The sequence below is a fragment of the Streptomyces liliifuscus genome, from assembly GCF_016598615.1.
GTDB lineage: Bacteria > Actinomycetota > Actinomycetes > Streptomycetales > Streptomycetaceae > Streptomyces > Streptomyces liliifuscus.
This window is the reverse complement of the sequence record NZ_CP066831.1, coordinates 6,744,963-6,761,712: the sequence shown is the minus strand read 5'-3', so window position 1 is coordinate 6,761,712 and position 16,750 is coordinate 6,744,963. Positions and strand designations below refer to the sequence as shown.

The 16,750-nt window shown below is 70.6% G+C and carries 16 protein-coding genes and 1 riboswitch; of the genes, 5 read left to right on the top strand and 11 right to left on the bottom strand.

The window, feature by feature from the left end; translation table 11 throughout:
• Nucleotides 1-145: 145 nt before the first annotated feature.
• Nucleotides 146-709 (top strand): protease, encoded by a 564-nt coding sequence (locus tag JEQ17_RS29200; RefSeq protein ID WP_200401776.1) that lies wholly within the window; start codon nt 146-148, stop codon nt 707-709.
• Here the strand turns inward: JEQ17_RS29200 and JEQ17_RS29195 are convergent.
• Nucleotides 672-1,205: a hypothetical protein gene (locus JEQ17_RS29195; RefSeq protein ID WP_234048406.1), complete on the bottom strand. Its 534-nt coding sequence runs from the start codon at nt 1,203-1,205 to the stop codon at nt 672-674. The genes JEQ17_RS29200 and JEQ17_RS29195 overlap by 38 nt on opposite strands.
• A 180-nt stretch (nt 1,206-1,385) precedes the next feature.
• On the opposite strand from JEQ17_RS29195, the gene JEQ17_RS29190 reads away from it, so the two are divergent.
• Complete coding sequence (locus JEQ17_RS29190; RefSeq protein ID WP_200397930.1) at nt 1,386-2,471, top strand: PucR family transcriptional regulator; 1,086 nt, start codon at nt 1,386-1,388, stop codon at nt 2,469-2,471.
• 81 nt (nt 2,472-2,552) lie between these two features.
• Here the strand turns inward: JEQ17_RS29190 and JEQ17_RS29185 are convergent, their stop codons facing one another.
• The 3 genes from JEQ17_RS29185 to JEQ17_RS29175 form a co-directional block, all read right to left on the bottom strand.
• A complete protein-coding gene (locus JEQ17_RS29185; protein ID WP_200397929.1) occupies nt 2,553-3,503 on the bottom strand; it encodes an alpha/beta hydrolase in 951 nt (316 codons plus the stop codon).
• A gap of 275 nt (nt 3,504-3,778) precedes the next feature.
• The gene (locus tag JEQ17_RS29180; protein WP_200397928.1) at nt 3,779-5,329 is read right to left on the bottom strand and encodes an MFS transporter; all 1,551 of its coding nucleotides are present in this window, start codon (nt 5,327-5,329) and stop codon (nt 3,779-3,781) included.
• A gap of 195 nt (nt 5,330-5,524) precedes the next feature.
• A complete protein-coding gene (locus JEQ17_RS29175; RefSeq protein WP_200397927.1) occupies nt 5,525-6,886 on the bottom strand; it encodes a DUF445 domain-containing protein in 1,362 nt (453 codons plus the stop codon).
• Nucleotides 6,887-7,105: 219 nt separating this feature from the next.
• On the opposite strand from JEQ17_RS29175, the gene JEQ17_RS29170 reads away from it, so the two are divergent.
• Nucleotides 7,106-8,422 carry an SGNH/GDSL hydrolase family protein gene (locus tag JEQ17_RS29170; RefSeq protein ID WP_200397926.1) on the top strand — a complete coding sequence of 439 codons (1,317 nt, stop codon included), beginning with the start codon at nt 7,106-7,108 and terminating at the stop codon, nt 8,420-8,422.
• Between the two features lie 95 nt (nt 8,423-8,517).
• Here JEQ17_RS29170 and JEQ17_RS29165 read toward each other — a convergent pair whose 3' ends face one another.
• From JEQ17_RS29165 to JEQ17_RS29150, 4 genes are read right to left on the bottom strand one after another with little or no spacing between them, the layout of a single operon-like run.
• Nucleotides 8,518-9,411: a DUF1707 SHOCT-like domain-containing protein gene (locus JEQ17_RS29165; protein WP_200397925.1), complete on the bottom strand. Its 894-nt coding sequence runs from the start codon at nt 9,409-9,411 to the stop codon at nt 8,518-8,520.
• A 10-nt stretch (nt 9,412-9,421) separates the two neighbouring features.
• Nucleotides 9,422-10,423: an ABC transporter ATP-binding protein gene (locus tag JEQ17_RS29160; protein WP_200397924.1), complete on the bottom strand. Its 1,002-nt coding sequence runs from the start codon at nt 10,421-10,423 to the stop codon at nt 9,422-9,424.
• 6 nt (nt 10,424-10,429) lie between these two features.
• Nucleotides 10,430-11,296, bottom strand: coding sequence for an ABC transporter permease (locus JEQ17_RS29155; RefSeq protein WP_383395381.1), 867 nt, complete (start codon nt 11,294-11,296; stop codon nt 10,430-10,432).
• A complete protein-coding gene (locus tag JEQ17_RS29150; protein WP_200397923.1) occupies nt 11,289-12,098 on the bottom strand; it encodes an ABC transporter permease in 810 nt (269 codons plus the stop codon). Before JEQ17_RS29150 ends, JEQ17_RS29155 begins: the two co-directional genes overlap by 8 nt.
• 199 nt (nt 12,099-12,297) lie before the next feature.
• Between JEQ17_RS29150 and JEQ17_RS29145 the strand changes: the two genes are divergently transcribed.
• Nucleotides 12,298-14,706: a transglycosylase domain-containing protein gene (locus JEQ17_RS29145; protein ID WP_200397922.1), complete on the top strand. Its 2,409-nt coding sequence runs from the start codon at nt 12,298-12,300 to the stop codon at nt 14,704-14,706.
• Nucleotides 14,707-14,742: 36 nt separating this feature from the next.
• Here JEQ17_RS29145 and JEQ17_RS29140 read toward each other — a convergent pair whose 3' ends face one another.
• The 3 genes from JEQ17_RS29140 to JEQ17_RS29130 form a co-directional block, all read right to left on the bottom strand.
• Nucleotides 14,743-15,063 carry a DMT family transporter gene (locus JEQ17_RS29140; RefSeq protein WP_200397921.1) on the bottom strand — a complete coding sequence of 107 codons (321 nt, stop codon included), beginning with the start codon at nt 15,061-15,063 and terminating at the stop codon, nt 14,743-14,745.
• A gap of 42 nt (nt 15,064-15,105) precedes the next feature.
• Nucleotides 15,106-15,175, bottom strand: a riboswitch (guanidine-III (ykkC-III) riboswitch).
• A gap of 93 nt (nt 15,176-15,268) precedes the next feature.
• Complete coding sequence (locus JEQ17_RS29135) at nt 15,269-15,571, bottom strand: GroES family chaperonin (protein WP_055611843.1); 303 nt, start codon at nt 15,569-15,571, stop codon at nt 15,269-15,271.
• Between the two features lie 185 nt (nt 15,572-15,756).
• Nucleotides 15,757-16,095 carry a DUF3618 domain-containing protein gene (locus tag JEQ17_RS29130; protein WP_200397920.1) on the bottom strand — a complete coding sequence of 113 codons (339 nt, stop codon included), beginning with the start codon at nt 16,093-16,095 and terminating at the stop codon, nt 15,757-15,759.
• Between the two features lie 156 nt (nt 16,096-16,251).
• On the opposite strand from JEQ17_RS29130, the gene bcp reads away from it, so the two are divergent.
• Nucleotides 16,252-16,719 carry a thioredoxin-dependent thiol peroxidase gene (gene bcp / locus JEQ17_RS29125; RefSeq protein ID WP_200397919.1) on the top strand — a complete coding sequence of 156 codons (468 nt, stop codon included), beginning with the start codon at nt 16,252-16,254 and terminating at the stop codon, nt 16,717-16,719.
• The last annotated feature ends 31 nt before the right edge of the window (nt 16,720-16,750 follow it).

Sequence of the window (16,750 nt, the reverse complement as noted above, 5' to 3'; positions counted from 1 at the left end):
TGCTGGCCTGCTGTCGGCCTGCCGACTGCCCGAACAGGCCGCCCTGGCGAGCCTCGCGAACTCCGACGAGCCCTGGCGAGAATCCGTTGAACACTGGCAATACCGCCACTTCCACAAGATCCGGTACGCCGCCTACCGTCCCCTCGTGACCAAGTTCTTCCTCGTTCTCCATGTCCTGGCCGCGATCGTCGCCGTCGGGCCCGTCACCGTGGCGGCCAGCATGTTCCCGCCCGGCGCGCGCCGTGCCCTCGCCGATCCGGGGGACCAGCGGGCGGCGGAGACGCTACGGCTGCTGCACCGGATCTGCCGGGTGTACGCGGGCCTCGGCATCGCCGTTCCCGTGTTCGGTTTCGCCACGGCCATGAGCATGGGCGTGCTCGGTGACGCCTGGCTGATCGCCTCGATGGCGCTGACCGGTGTCGCGGCAGCGGTCCTGCTGGCGCTGGTGCTGCCGCGTCAGGAGGAACTCCTCGAAGCGGTGGAGGCGGCGGCCGGGGCCGACACGACCGCCGAGGCCACCGGGGCCGGCGGTGCCGCTGGGGCCGGTGGCACCACGGAGACCACCACGGGCACCACCACGTCCATCGGCGTCGCCGCGAACCCCCGCGCCACAGTCCGGCTCGCCATGTTCACCGGCATCTTCAATCTGCTCTGGGCCACCGTCACGATCCTCATGATCGTCCGCCCTGGTTCCACGACGGGCGCCTGACGGCCGGGGCCGAGGAGCCGCCGCCCGTTCCCGAGGAGGAGTGGGCGAACACCAGCCCGTCCGTCGAGTCTCCCGTGTCCTGCCTGAACTGCCGGGCGACGGACGCGGTGACGAGTACCCCGGCCGCCATCACAAGCGTGGAGAACGCCCAGGTCAGAGGCCACAGGGAGGCGTCCGGCGGCTCGGGGTTCGTGCGGAACGAGAGGTACATGAGTGTCGCCGGGGGCGCCGCCACCAACAGCAGGGGCCAGGCGAGGGCGTCGCGGTGGCCGAAGTACACGGCCAGGAGGAGCAGGGTCACGGCAAGGACCGCGACGCCGAGGACGGTCACCGGAGTCGTCTCGGTCGTCGAACCGGGTGACTCGGGGCGGTTGCGCAGATCCCAGGGCAGGCAGAGAAGGTACGCCGCCGAGGACAGGGCGGCACCCAGCAGGCGGGTCAGCCAGCGTTCCGTCCAGGGGCGCTTCGACAGCAGGCCCAGCAGCTTCTCGGTCATGGGAACGAGCGTTCCTCAGGCGCACACGGGGCCGACAGAGTACGCGTACTCAGATCGCCGGGGCCCTCCTCCCGCCCGTACAGCGTGCGACGGGGCGCACGACCGCCCCGCACGGCCGCCCGTACGACCGGCCCGTACGACCGGCCCACATTCGCCACCCACGGCCTAGACTCCCAGGTCATGAAGGGACTGCTGCTACGGCTGTCGGCCCTCGACGCGGACGCTGCGGCGGCGCTGCGGGTCATCGCGCACTTCGAGGCGCTGCTCGGGGCCGGGCGGCTCGACACCGAGTCGCTCGTGCGGTCCACGGCGGGTCTCGCCGAGTGTCCGGCGGGCCTTGAGGTGGGCGGGCGGGTGGTGCGGTTCGGGCCGGGCGGGACCGTACCGGCGGGGCCTGTCGGCACGGTCTCCGGGAGCGCCGAGTTCGCGCCGGGCGGCCGGGTGTGGCTGGAGCGGGCGGGCGCGCCGGGGCCCTTCGACGAGCTGGTGCTGGAGTGGATGGCCATCGCCGCGGGCGTCGTGCACGGCAGCCGTGAGCAGGAGAGCGCGCCCCATCAGGTGGCGGACCCGGCGCTGGTCGAGCGGGTGCTGTCGGAGCGCGAGGCCGTCGAGGACCGGGCGCGGGCGCTGCGCCTGCTGGGTCTGGCGCCCGAGCAGCCGCTGCGGGTGGTGGCCGTCGCCGGGGCGTCCTCGGTGGCCGTGCTCGGGCGGCGCGAACTGCGGCCCGGGGTGCGGGTCGCCGCGGTCGGCCCGCTCGCCGTGGCGCTGGCGCCGGGCGCCGAGTCGGCCGCCGAGGAGTTGCGGGCGTTCCTCCGTGAGCACGGTGCCGAGGGCGTACGGATCGGGATCGGCGGCAGTGCTCCCGCCCTGGACGCCGGGGTCTCCTGGGCGCAGGCCCGGCTCGCGCTGCGGTTCGCCGTCGATGTGGCGGGGCTGCCCGACGAGGCCGTCGTCGACCACGACACCCTCGGGCCGGTGGCACTGCTGGCCGACATCCCCGCCGACCGGCTGCGGGCCCAGCCCGACGTGCGCGCCCTGGCCGAACTCGCCGAGGGCAAGGGCGGCCCGGCGGCACTGGCCGCCCTGACCGCCTTCCTGCGCACCGGCTCCCTCCGCCATGCCGCCACCGACCTCCACCTCCACCACAGCTCGGTCGCCGCCCGCCTGGCAGGAGTGGAAACGGCGTTGGGCTACCGCCTGAGCGACCCCCAGGACCGCTTCAGGGCCCAACTGGCGCTGTACGCGCTCCGATTGGCGCCCCGTTAGGGGCGCGGGGAACTGCGCGACCAGCCACAACGAACCCGCACGCGACGAACGACAGGTACCCCCGCCACACCCAGCAGAGCGCTACCTCAGCACCTTTCGAAGCACCGCAACCGCCTCCGCCGCATCCCTCTGGGAGACCTCCGCATGGGCGACCATCGCCGAGCCGTGGAACGTCCCCGGGAACAGATGCAACTCCACACTCACCCCGGCCGCGAGCAGCGCACGCGCATAGTCGATGCCCTCGTCCCGCAGCGGATCGAACTCCATCACCGAGATGTAGGCGGGCGGCAGCCCCACAAGCTGCTCGGCGGTGGCCCGGGCGGGAGCCGCGTAGATCGGGACGTCGGGGCCGCCCGGCACACCGGCGCCGAGGTAGGCGTCCCAGCTGATGATCGCGTTGGGCCGGTTCCACAGGGGCGTGTCGGTGAAGTCCCGCATGCTGGGCGTGTCGAGGCGGTCGTCGAGTTCGGGGATGCCGAGGTACTGGAAGACGATCGCGGGGCCGCCCCGGTCCCGGGCGAGCAGCGCCAGACCGGCCGCGAGACCGCCGCCCGCACTGGCGCCGAAGAGGACGACCCTGGTGGGGTCGACACCGAGTTCGGCGGCGTTCTTGGTGATGTGCACGAGTCCGGCGTACGCGTCTTCGAGGCCGGCCGGGTACGGGTTCTCGGGGGCGAGCCGGTACTCGACGGAGAAGACGGCGGCGCCCAGTTCCCGCGCGAGCGCCACGTTCGTCCCGTGGTCGAAGTCGACGCTGCCCAGCATGAAGCCGCCGCCGTGGATGTCGTAGATCACCGGGAGCGGGCCCTCGACGCCCTGCGGGCGGTAGCCGCGCAGGGGGACGTCCGGGGCGCCCTCCGGCCCGGGTGCCACCACCTCGAAGACGTCCACGCCGGTGGGGTCCACGTCCGCGAGGGCCGCGGTGACACCGACGAGCATCTCGGCCCGGGCGCCTTCGAGGTCCGAGGTGTCGGCCCTGGGCAGCATGGGCACGACCGCGGCAAGCTCCGGGTCCAGCGGGTAGGTCGTCATCTCGTCCTCCGATTCGACGCGCGTTCCCGTCGTCGTCGCGGCTCTGCGTCGTCGTGTCGCTGCGTCGTTCCGAGAACGGTGACACGGCGCATCCTCGCAGGTCACCCGACGGGCGTCGGGCAATCCGGGAGGACGACCCGACAGCCGTACGGGCCGGAGATTCAAGGCCCCTGGGAGGGCAACCCGACAGCCGTACGGGCCGGAGGTTCAGGACCCCGGGAGGGCGAGCCGACAGCTGTACGGGCCGGAGGTTCAAGGCTCCGGAAGGGACGGGTCTACGCCGTCGCCCCGGACGGCGAGGGCCCGGAAGGCGGCGGCCCCGAAGGCGGCGACCCTGAAGACGATGACCCGGAAGGCTTCGCCCCCGATGACGGGGAAGCCGCCTCCGACAGCGGCCTGGCGATGTCCTCCAGCGACCGCCGTTCCGCCCGTACCGCGAGTGCCGCCGCGACCAGTCCCGCCGCGCACATCAGCCCGGCGCCGATCTGGAAGGCGAGCACCGTGTCGCCGACCACGCCCGTGCTGGTCAGGTCGGCGAAGAGCAGCGGCCCGCTGATGCCGCCGGCCGCGGTGCCGATGGCGTAGAAGAAGGCGATGGCCATCGCGCGGGTCTCCATCGGGAAGATCTCGGAGACCGTGAGGTACGCGCTGCTGGCGCCCGCGGAGGCGAAGAACAGGACCACGCACCAGCAGGCGGTCATCGTCGTCGCGCTCAGCGAGCCCCGGTCGAAGAGCCAGGCGGTGACGAAGAGCAGGATGCCGGAGAGCAGGTAGGTGGACGAGATCATGATCCGGCGGCCCACGGTGTCGAAGAGCTTGCCGAGCAGCAGCGGGCCGAGGAAGTTGCCGGCCGCGATGACGGCGAAGTAGTAGCCGGTCTTGGAGGTCGGCACGTCGAAGAACTTGGTGAGGATGGCGCCGAAGCCGAAGGTGATCGCGTTGTAGAGGAACGCCTGCCCGATGAAGAGGGAGAGGCCGAGCACGGCGCGTTTGCGGTACGTGGAGAAGACCGTGCGCCCGATGGTGAGGAACCCGATGCTCTTGCGCTGGTGGATGGTGATCTCGCCCGCGGGCGGCGGGAGTTCGCGTCCGGTCTCCTCCTCGATCTGCCGTTCCACGGAGGCGACGAGGCGTTCGGCCTCCTCTCCCCTGCCGTGGATGAACAGCCACCTGGGACTTTCGGGGACGTTGCGGCGTACGAGCAGGATCACCAGGCCGAGGACGACGCCGAGGAGGAAGGTGAGCCGCCAGCCGACGTTGATCGCGAACAGGTCCGTGTTCAGGGCGACGATCGACAAGAGCGAGCCGCCGATCGCGCCGAGCCAGAAGCTGCCGTTGATGATGAGGTCGACGCGGCCGCGGTAGTGGGAGGGGATCAGTTCGTCGATGGCCGAGTTGATGGCCGCGTACTCGCCGCCGATGCCGAAGCCGGTGAGGAAGCGGAAGAGGAAGAACCACCAGGTGGAGAAGGAGAACGCCGTCATGGCGGTGGCCGCGAGGTAGACGGCCAGGGTGATCATGAACAGCTTCTTGCGGCCGAAGACGTCCGTGAGACGGCCGAAGAACAGTGCCCCCGAGCAGGCCCCGGCCACATAGAGCGCGGCCGCGATACCGGTGACCTGGGCGGCCGAGACGGGCAGCCCGCTGCCGGACTCGGAGAGCCGGCCCGCGATGTTGCCGACGACGGTGACCTCAAGGCCGTCGAGGATCCACACGGTGCCGAGCCCGATGACGATGGTCCAGTGCCACCGCGACCAGGGCAGCCGGTCCAGACGGGCGGGGACCGCTGTGGTCACGGTGCCGGTATCGGCCTCGGTGACGGCCATGGCTCGCCTCCTCCGCCCCCGGGCACGTGCGGCGCCGGGGCACGTCCCCGAGTCCCCAGATCCGCGCCCCTCTCACCCGCCACCCGCCACGCAGCCCGGGGCTACGCCCCTTTTGGGGGCGCGGGGAACTGCGCGACAAGCCCCCACCCACCCGCGGACGAACCCGCAACCCACACCCGCGCACCCCGCGGAGCGCTACGCCCCCAGAACCCGGGACACCGTATAGATCAGAAGGCCCGCCAGCGAGCCAACCACCGTGCCGTTGATCCGGATGAACTGCAGATCCCGCCCGATGTGCGCCTCGATCTTCTTCGAGGTGTGCTCGGCGTCCCAGCCCGCCACCGTGTCCGTGATGAGCGAGGTGATCTCGTCTCGGTACGTCGTCACGACGTACACCGCGGCCCCCTCGACCCAGCCGTCGACCTTGGCCTGGAGCTTCGCGTCGGTGGCCATGCGCGCACCGAGCGAGAGCAGCGAGGCCCGCACGCGCAGCCGCAGTTCGCTGCGCTCGTCCTCCGCCGCGGACACGATCATCTGCCGTACGGAGGACCAGGCTGACGCGATCAGATCCTGGACCTCGCCGCGGCCGAGGACCTCCCGCTTGAGGTTCTCCACCCGGGCGCGGGTGTCGGTGTCGGACTGGAGGTCGGAGGCGAAGTCGGTGAGGAACCGGTCGAGGGCGCCGCGGGCGGGGTGGGCGGGCATGTCGCGCATCTCGGTGACGAAACGCAGCAGTTCCTTGTAGACGCGCTCGCCGACCCGCTTGTCGACGAACCGCGGGGTCCAGCCGGGGGCGCCGCCCTGTACGGCGTCCATCACCTGGTCGTTGTGGAGGACCAGCCAGTCGTGGGCGCGTACGCAGATCAGGTCGACGACGCGCCGGTGGCCGCCGTCCGCGACGACCTTCTCCAGCGTCTTCCCTATGCCGGGGGCGATCTCCTGGGCGTCGGCCCGCCGGTTGATGGCCTCGCCGACGACGGCCTGCACATCCGAGTCGCGCAGCACGGCGAGGGCGCCGCGCAGGGCGGTGGCCAGCTCCGCGGTCACCCGGTCGGCGTGCTCCGGATGGGCCAGCCAGGCGCCGAGGCGGCTGCCGATGCCGACGGAGCGCAGCCGCTGCCGTACGACGTCCTGCGAGAGGAAGTTCTCGCCGACGAACTCGCCCAGGGAGACGCCGAGCTGGTCCTTCTTGGTGGGGATGATCGCGGTGTGCGGGATGGGGATGCCGAGGGGGTGCCGGAACAGCGCGGTGACGGCGAACCAGTCGGCGAGCGCGCCGACCATGCCGGCCTCTGCGGCGGCGGCGACATAGCCCGTCCAGGCGCCCGCACCGGAGTTCCCGGCCCACTTGGCCAGTACGTACACGACGGCGACGAACAGCAGCATGCCCGTCGCCGTGAGTTTCATCCGGCGCACCCCGCGGAACTTCTCCTCGTCCGCGGGGCTGAACGAGTTCATCGCGCGCCCGGGCACCGTGCGGTTCGCCACACCGCCGGGCCGGGCATGCTGCCCTTCGGGCCCCGCGTCATCCGTTTGATCCGCTTTCGTGCTTTCCATCCACTCCACCCGTTCCCTGTCCCCCACACCCATTGTCCCAACCTGACCGACTACTGGAACGGAACAGGAGTTCCCGGCGTCTTGCCGGGCGGGGCCGGAAAAACCGGATACGGGCGGCGGGGGCAATGGGGCCCTGTCCGCTTCCCCCACGCCATGCCTCATCATGGGGTCATCACATCGGAGCCTCGGGCTCCCACTGCCCGAGGAGACTTGCACCGCATGACCAAGCGTCACGGTTATGCCTTGCTGGCCGCGATCGTCGCCGTAGTCGTGGTCATCTCAGCCGCCATATACGTCGGGGTCGCCGCCGACGACGGCGAGGAGAAGCCGCTCGTGGGCGGCGGTACACCACACAACTCGGCGGCCCCCGCGTCCGTCGGCACCTGGGTCGGCGCCTGGTCTGCGTCCCCGTCAGGGGCGGAGCCCGGCACCGAGACCAACGGGATGGCGGGCCGTTCGGTCCGCAACGTGGTGCATGTCGGCGTCGGCGGCACCGCGGCCCGGATCACCCTGTCCAACCTCTACGGACAGCAGCCGCTCAGCATCACGCACGCCTCGGTCGCCGTCGCGGCCGCCGCGAACAACCCCGCCGCCGCCACCGGCACCATGCGCCGCCTCACCTTCCGCGGCAGCCCGTCGGTGGTCGTGCCGGCCGGGCAGCAGGTGGTCAGCGACGCCGTGCGCCTGCTCGTCCCGCACGACACGGACGTGCTGGTGACGACGTACTCGCCGACCCCGTCCGGGCCGGTCACCATCCACCCGCAGGCACGGCAGATCTCGTACACCGCCGAGGGCGACCTCACGGAGGACGTGACCGGCACCGCGTACACCGGGCAGACGCCGTACTGGCGCTATGTGACCGCGCTGGACGTGCTGAGCAACGAGTCGGACGGCACGGTCGTCGTCATCGGCGACTCGCTCACCGACGGCTCGACCTCGTCCGTGGGCGAGAACAGGCGCTGGACGGACGTCCTCGCCGACCGGCTGCGCGACAACTCGAACGGGCCCCGCTACAGCGTGGTCAACCAGGGCATCAGCGGAAACCGCGTCCTCGGCAGCGGCCTCGGCCGGCCCGCCGAGAACCCGAGCGGCCTGATCCGCTTCAACCGTGACGTGCTCGGCCGTACGAACGTCAGGGCGGTCGTGATCGCCCTCGGCGTCAACGACATCCTCCGTACGCCCCAGCAGACCGACGCGAACAAGATCACCGCCGGGCTGCGCGAACTGAAGCGGCTGGCCCACGCCCGGGGCCTGCGGGTCGTCGGAGCCACGCTCATGCCCTTCCAGGGCCACCGCGGCTACCGGCCACACCTGGAGGACACCCGCCAGGCCGTCAACGCCCAGATCCGCGCCGGCAAGGTCTACGACGCCTACGTCGACTTCGACAAGGCACTCCGCGACCCCTACAACCCCCGCCGCCTGCGCTCCGACTACGACTCGGGCGACCACCTCCACCCCAGCGACAAGGGCTACAAGCGCATGGCGGAGGTCTTCGACCTGAAGGACCTGAAGGGATCAGCTCCGGCCGAGCTGTGAGCGCCCCAAAGGGGCGCGGGGAACTGCGCGACCAGCCACATCCGGCCCGCGCTGCACGGCACTACCTGCGGGAGCGCTCGGGCCGGGGCCAGGGATCAGTCCCGGTCCCGCCGCTCGTCCCGCCGCTCACGACGTTCCTCCCGCCGAGCCTCCCGATGCTCCCGCATCATCTCCCGATGCTGCTCCATCGCGGCCCGGTGGATGGACCGCGCGTCGTCCAACGAGTCCCGATGGCCCAAGTCGCCGGCGCCGGAGCCCTCAAGGGCCCGGCGCCGGGACTCCTCCAACTCCTCCTGCCGCGCGGCCTTCCGCTCCAGCTTCTCCAGCCGCCGCTCCTCCTTCTGGCGGAGCCGCTCGGCCCGGGTCAGCTTGCGCTCGATACCGACACCGCCCCAGAAGGCGAACCCGGTGACGACGACACGCGGGGCGCCGGGGTCGCCCTCGACGCCCTCCTCGCTGTGGTCGAAGCCGCCCATGACGCCGATGCCGCGGACGACGACCTCGACACCCGGCGGCACGATCACACTCATCCCGCCCATGATCGCGACGCAGTTGACGACGACCTCGCCGTCGGCGAAGTTCGCCTCGCGCAGGTCGATGACACCGCCACCCCAGAACGCGAAGGAGTTGAACTGCTTCGGCATGGTCCAGCGCCCCTTGCGCTCGAACCCGCCCAGAATCGCGACACCCCACCGGGACGAACCGTCACCGCCGACGATCCGGCCCGCCCAGCCGCCGGCCCCCGCGGGCTGCTTGACCATGGAGACGGTGGGAGCGGGAGGAGTCACCCCGGGCGCGGGCAGATCCCGCGTGATGGGCGCCAGGTCCTTGTACGTACGCGCCTTGTACGTCGCCTCCAGACGCTCCTCGAACTCCTCCATGTCGAGGCGGCCCTCCGCGAGGGCGTCCCTCAGCACTTCGGCGACCTGTTCGCGGTCGGCGTCGGAGGCTCGCAGCTCGGGAAGCCCGTCGGGGAGTTCGTCCGTCATGGACAGAAGCCTACGAGGTTGCCTTCTCCTCGTACATGCGGCTGATGACCGCCTCGATGTCAGGCTCACGTACCGACAGGTCCACCAGCGGATACGCGGCGGCGATCCGCGCCACGAGCGGCGCCGCCGACTCCGCCGCCGGGAACGCGAGCCACTGCCGGGGCCCCTCGACCTTCACCACCCGCGCCGACTCGACCTCGATGGGCGGGAGTTCACGCTCCAGGTCCACCATGAGCGTCCGCTCGCTCTCACCGATCTCGTGCAGCCCGGTCAGCGGCCCGTCGTACATCAGACGCCCGTGGTCGATGACCATCACCCGCCGGCACAGCTGCTCGATGTCGGTCAGGTCGTGGGTGGTGAGCAGGACGGTCGTGCCGCGCTCGGCGTTGAGGTGCCGCAGGAACTCCCGCACCTTCGCCTTGCTGACCACGTCGAGCCCGATCGTCGGCTCGTCCAGGTACAGCACCTCCGGGTCGTGCAGCAGCGCCGCAGCGATGTCCCCGCGCATCCGCTGCCCGAGCGACAGCTGCCGTACGGGGACGTCCAACAGCTCGCCCAGTTCCAGGAGTTCGACACACCGGTCCAGGTTCTCGGCGTACCGGGCGTCCGGGATCCGGTACATGCGGTGCATCAGCCGGTACGAGTCGATCAGCGGGAGGTCCCACCACAGGGTCGTCCGCTGCCCGAACACCACCCCGATGCGCTGCGCGAGCCGGGTGCGCTCGCGGGACGGATCGATACCCGCCACCCGGAGCCGTCCGCCGCTCGGGGTGAGGATGCCGGTGAGCATCTTGATGGTGGTGGACTTGCCCGCGCCGTTCGGCCCGATGTAGCCGACCATCTCGCCGCGCGCCACGGCGAAGGAGATCGAGTCGACCGCCCGCACCTGCCGCCGCTCACTGCGCATGAAGCCGGTCTTCTTGCGTACGTCGAATACCTTCTCGACGCGGTCGAGGTGAATGAAGCCCTCGGCGTGGCCGCCGGCGGGATCGACGTCCGTCTGCGTTTTCATGTGCGGCTAACTCCCCGTGCTCCGGTACGAACGAAGACCCGCGCGCCAGGCGACCCCCGAGAGCGCGCAGCAGACGACCGCCACCAGCGGCGGCAGGAACGCGACCCACTCGGGCAGGTCGAGCGGATAGGGCCGGTCCAGCACGTACAGCGCGGGCAGCCAGTTGACGAAGGCCAGCGGCAGCACGAACGTCACCCCGCGCACCAGGTCCTTCGCGAAGACCGTCGGCGGATACTGCAGCAGAGTGGTGCCGCCGTACGTGAAGGAGTTCTGCACCTGGGACGCGTCCTGCGCCACGAACTGGAAGGCCGCGCCCACCACGAACACCGACGCGAAGATGGCGGCCCCACTGACCACCATCACCGGCATCAGCAGCACCTTCAGCGGCGTCCAGGAGATGTCGACCACGACGAGCGCGTACCCGAGGACCAGCAGCCCCTGCGTGATCCGGCCCAGGCGGCGCAGCGCGAACCGGTCCGCGGCGACCTGCGCGAGCACCGGCGCCGGCCGTACGAGCAGCGAGTCGAGCGTGCCGTCACGCACCCGCTGCCCGAGCCGCTCCACCGAGCCGAACGCCAGATCGGCGAGGCCGAACGCGGCACTGGACAGCCCGTACAGGAACGCCACCTCGCCCAGCGAGTAGCCGCCGAGCTCGTCGACCCGCGAGAACATCAGCAGGATCGTGACGAAGTCGAGCGCGGTCCCCGCGAAGTTGCCGAAGACGGTCATCGCGAAGGACGCGCGGTACGCCATCGTCGAGCGGATCCACATCCAGGCGATCAGCCGGTAGGCCCGCAGCCCGTCCACCGCACGCGAGCGACCGGTCGGCGGGAAGCCGCGGTGCACGTCGTGCCTCTCCCCCAGGTCAGCCACCCTGGACCACCACCCTGCGCGTCGCCGCCGACTGGACCAGGCGGCCCACCGCGAGCAGCCCGACGGCCCACGCGGCCTGGAAGGCGTACGTCCGCAGCAGAGCGAGGCCCGTGCGCTCGCCGAGCAGCACATCCGCCGGGGCCTGGATGAGCGCCGACCAGGGCAGCGCCCGGGCCAGCTCGCCGAGGACACCCGGAAAGACGTTCAGCGGCAGCGTCATCCCGGAGAAGAAGAGCCCCGCGAGCACCGCCAGCTGCTGCACACCCGCCCCGTCCATGAACCAGAACGCCATCAGCGCCACGAGATAGCGGATCGCGAAACTCACCAGGACGCCCAGGACGACGGCGACGAGGAACGCCAGCCAGGTCCCGGCATCGGTGGGGAGCGCGAGCTGGAACACGAGCCCCCCGAACGCCATCGGCACCACACCACGCCCCACCAACTGGAACGCGGACCGCCCCGCGTCGGCCGCCAGCCACCACATCTGGAGGTCCGCGGGCCGGTAGAGGTCGATCGCGATGTCACCCGTACGGATTCTCTCGATCATCTCGTCCTCGAAGCCGCCGCCGATCACCGCGACCGCCGCGAGCAGCCCCTGCCCGAGCCACACGTACGTCACCGCCTGGGACTGGTCGTACCCGCCGAGGCCAGGCCTTTCGTCCCACAGCGCGATGTACGTGTACGCCAGGATCAGCCCGAAGACGGTGTTGGTGAACACGCCCGCGGCGGTCGCCACCCGGTAGGTCGCGTACCGCCGGAACGCGCCCGTCGCGACGGCCGCGTACAACCGCCAAGTCCCCACGTCGGGCCCCCTTCGACCGGTCCGAGCCAAAGCGCAGGAGCCTAGCCCGGGAGCCGTTTCGCGTGCCACGCATTTTCTCCCCGGGACGCGTGCCACGTGCCGGGAACGAATCGCCGGGTGCGACAGTCTTCAAGGAGGGGCGCACAAGGCGTACGAGGGCGTACGAGACGTATGACGCGAAACGGGAGTCCGGCACAACATGAACGACCAGCGGCAGCCGCAGCAGCCGAGCGAGGGCTGGGCACCGAGGGAACCGGGGCCCGCCGCCGCGGCGGCACCGGAGACACCCGGCAAGAAGCCCAAGCGACCGAAACGCACCGGATGGCGACGCCTGATCCCCACCTGGCGGATCGTGCTCGGCACGGTCCTCACCGGGCTCCTGCTCCTCATCGGCCTGTTCGCACTCGGCTACTACCTGGTGAAGATCCCGGCCGCGAACTCGGCGGCGATGAAGCAGAGCAACGTCTATCTTTACTCGGACGGCAGCCAGCTCGCCCGTGACGGCGAGGTCAACCGGGAGAACGTGACCCTGGGGCTGATCTCCAAGGACGCCCAGCACGCGGTGCTGGCCGCCGAGGACCGCGACTTCTACAGCGAGTCCGCGGTCGACCCCAAGGCGATGATCCGCGCCGGCTGGAACACCGCGACCGGCAAGGGCAAGCAGTCCGGCTCGACGATCACCCAGCAGTACGTGAAGAACTACTACCTGGCCCAGGAGCAGACGGTCACCCGGAAGGCGAAGGAGTTCTTCATCGCGATCAAGCTGGACCGCGAGAAGAGCAAGGACGACATCCTTGAGGGCTACCTCAACACCAGCTACTTCGGCCGCAACGCCTACGGCATCCAGGCCGCCGCCCAGGCCTACTACGGCGTCGACGCCAAGGACCTGACGGTCGGCCAGGGCGCCTACCTGGCCTCGCTGCTCAACGCGCCGAGCGAGTACGACGTGGTCGCCCACCCCGAGAACAAGCCCGCGGCGCTGGCCCGCTGGAACTACGTCCTCGACGGCATGGTCAAGAAGAAGTGGATCACCTCCTCGGAGCGCTCGGGCGTCAAGTTCCCCGAGCCCAAGCAGACGGTGATCGCGGCCGGCATGTCCGGCCAGCGCGGCTACATCGTGAAGGCCGTCAACGACTACCTGACCGACAACAAGATCCTCGACGAGGACGAGCTGAACGCCGGCGGCTACCGCATCACGACCACCCTGCAGAAGCCCAAGCAGGACGCCTTCGTGAAGGCCGTCGACGACCAGGTGATGGAGAAGCTCGACAAGAAGGACCGCAAGGTCGACAACTACGTCCGCGCGGGCGGCGCCTCCATCGACCCGAAGACCGGCAAGGTCCTCGCGATGTACGGCGGCATCGACTACACGAAGCAGTACTACAACAACGCGACCCGCCGGGACTACCAGGTCGGCTCCACCTTCAAGCCGTTCGTGTTCACCGCGGCCGTGCAGAACGACTCGACCACGCAGGACGGCCGCACGATCACCCCGAACACCGTCTACGACGGCACCAACAAACGCCCCGTACAGGGCTGGGAGGGCGGCACGTACGCCCCGGAGAACGAGGACCAGGTCTCGTACGGGCAGATCTCGGTCCGCACCGCCACGGACAAGTCCGTGAACTCCGTGTACGCGCAGATGGCCGTGGACGTCGACCCGGAGAAGGTCGAGAAGACCGCCGTCGGCCTCGGCATCCCGTCCGACACCCCCGACCTGACGGCGTCCCCGTCGATCGCACTCGGCCCGGCCACGGCCAGCGTCCTCGACATGGCGGAGGCCTACGCGACCCTCGCCAACCACGGCAAGCGCGGCACGTACACGATGATCGAGAAGATCACCAAGGACGGCGCGGACGTGGTGGACCTGCCCGAGCGCAAGACCTGGCAGGCCGTGAGCCGAGAGGCCGCCGACACCACGACCTCGGTCCTGCAGAGCGTCGTCGACGGCGGCACCGGCACGGCCGCGCAGGCCGCCGGGCGGCCCGCCGCGGGCAAGACCGGCACGGCGGAGGAGGACCAGGCGGCCTGGTTCGCCGGCTACACCCCGAACCTCGCCACGGTCGTCGCCATCATGGGCCAGGACCCCGACACGGGCGCGCACAAGCCGCTGTACGGGGCGCTCGGACAGCCCCGCATCAACGGCGGCGGCTACCCGGCGCAGATCTGGGCCCAGTACACGAAGGCCGCTCTGAAGGGCACCTCCGCCCAGGACTTCGACCTGCGGCTCCAGGACGGCGCGGAGGAGCAGCAACTGCCACCGGCCGACCCCGACCAGGACCAGCCGGGCACGGACGCCGGGCAGGACAACGGCGGCACGACCACCGGCGGCGAGGAGACCCCCGCGACGGAGGGCCAGACGGGCGGCACCACCACGGACGGCGGCACCACCGGCGACGGCGGGACGACGACCGACGGCGGCACCACCGGCGACGGAGGGGCGACCACCGGAGGCGCGACGACGGGCGGCGGCACCGGCTTCCCCACGGGTGGCACCGGCGACTCCGGCGGCACCACCGACGGCGGTACGACGACGGACGGCGGAACGACGGACGGAACGGGGGACGACGGCGGGGTCACGGGGACGAACTTCGGCGGCTTCCCGTAGTTCGGGGGCCGCCCGCCGTCCCCCGGCGTCCAGGGGTCAGTGACCGGAGGTCGCCTTCAGCCCCACCACGGCGACCAGCAGCAGACAGACGAAGAAGATCCGGGCGGCGGTCGTGGGTTCACCCAGCACCGCCATGCCGAACACCGCCGCCCCGGCCCCGCCGATGCCGACCCAGACGCCGTAGGCGGTACCGATGGGCAGCGTCTTCGCCGCGTACGACAGCAGGAACATGCTGGCGACGATGCCCGCACCGGTGAGAACGCTCGGCACGAGCCGCGTGAAACCGTCGGTGTACTTCATACCGATCGACCAGCCGACTTCGAGCAGACCGGCGACGACGAGCAGGACCCAGGCCATGAGGCACCTCCGTGAACGGATCAACAGGCGTTGATCAACAGGGGTGCGTCGTCTTTGCGAGTCCCGGTACGGCGCGTCTCGTCGGGGTCCTTCCAAGGTAGCAAAGGCCAATCATTGGCCAAGCAGAAGGGGCTGGTGACGATGGTCACCAGCCCCTTCTGACTCTTTCAACCTCGGTTTCAGAGGTACAGGTTCGACCTCTGTTTCAGAGATACAGGCCGGTCGAGTCCTCGGAGCCCTCGAACCGGTCCGCCGCCACGGCGTGCAGGTCGCGCTCACGCATCAGCACGTACGCGGTGCCGCGCACCTCGACCTCGGCAAGGTCCTCCGGGTCGTACAGAACGCGGTCGCCCGGCTCCACGGTCCGTACGTTCTGCCCGACCGCGACGACCTCGGCCCAGGCGAGCCGCCGGCCCACGGCCGCCGTCGCGGGGATCAGGATGCCGCCGCCGGACCGTCGCTCGCCCTCGGCGGTGTCCTGCCGCACGAGCACACGGTCGTGGAGCATCCGGATGGGCAACTTGTCGTGATGGTTCTTCTCGCTCACGTCTCGAACCTACCTGCCTTCACACGGTTCGTACGTACGTGGGGTGCGGTCGGCCGGACCGGCTCGGTGCCCGGCGCACGGGCGCGGGTACTGGCGTTGGTACGGGTGCGGGTACTGGCGTGCGTGCGGCCGGGGGTGACGGCGGGTCAACCCCTGCGACGCCTGGTACTCAGGGTGAGCAGTCCGACGACTCCGACCACGACGAGGGCGACGGGCACGATACGGTCCAGCCGCGGCGCGCCCTCCTCCGTCACGAACTGCCCCTTCACATCGCCGACGACGCGGTTGACGCCGACGTAGGCACGTCCGAGCGTGTGGTCGACGCTGGACGCCAGCTTGGCCTTGGCGTCCCCGACGATGGTCTTCGGATGCACCCGCACACCGATCTCGTCGAGCGTCTCGGCGAGGGTTTCGCGACGGCGCTCGATGTCCGCCTCGATCTGCGCCGGAGTCCTGGTGTCCGGCGTGCTCGACGTGTCCGACACGCGCTGCCTCCGTGGTCGTGGTCGTTTCTTCCCGTGGCCTGTTCTCTTCGGCCTTTTCTCTGGTCGACAGTCTGTCAGCTCCGCACGCCGCGCACCGCCCGGCACCCCCATTACGCTCGGGTGCGTATCCACCACCCCGCAAGGAGACCCCACGAGATGAGCGAGCGACTCCAGCCCGGCGACACCGCCCCCGCCTTCACCCTGCCCGACGCCGACGGCAACGAGGTCTCCCTGGCCGACCGCAAGGGCCGCAAGGTCATCGTCTATTTCTACCCGGCCGCCCTGACCCCCGGCTGCACCAAGCAGGCCTGCGACTTCACGGACAACCTCGAGCTCCTCGCCGGCGCGGGCTACGACGTCATCGGCGTCTCCCCCGACAAGCCCGAGAAGCTCGCCAAGTTCCGCGACAAGGAAAACCTGAAGATCACCCTCCTCGCCGACCCCGACAAGACGGTCACCGAGTCCTACGCCGCCTACGGCGAAAAGAAGAACTACGGCAAGACCTACATGGGCGTCATCCGCTCCACGATCGTGGTGGACGAGGAGGGCAAGGTCGAACGGGCGCTGTACAACGTCCGGGCCACGGGCCACGTGGCGAAGATCATCAAGGACTTGGGGATCTGAGGACCTGAAGATCTGACGACTGGGGGATCCG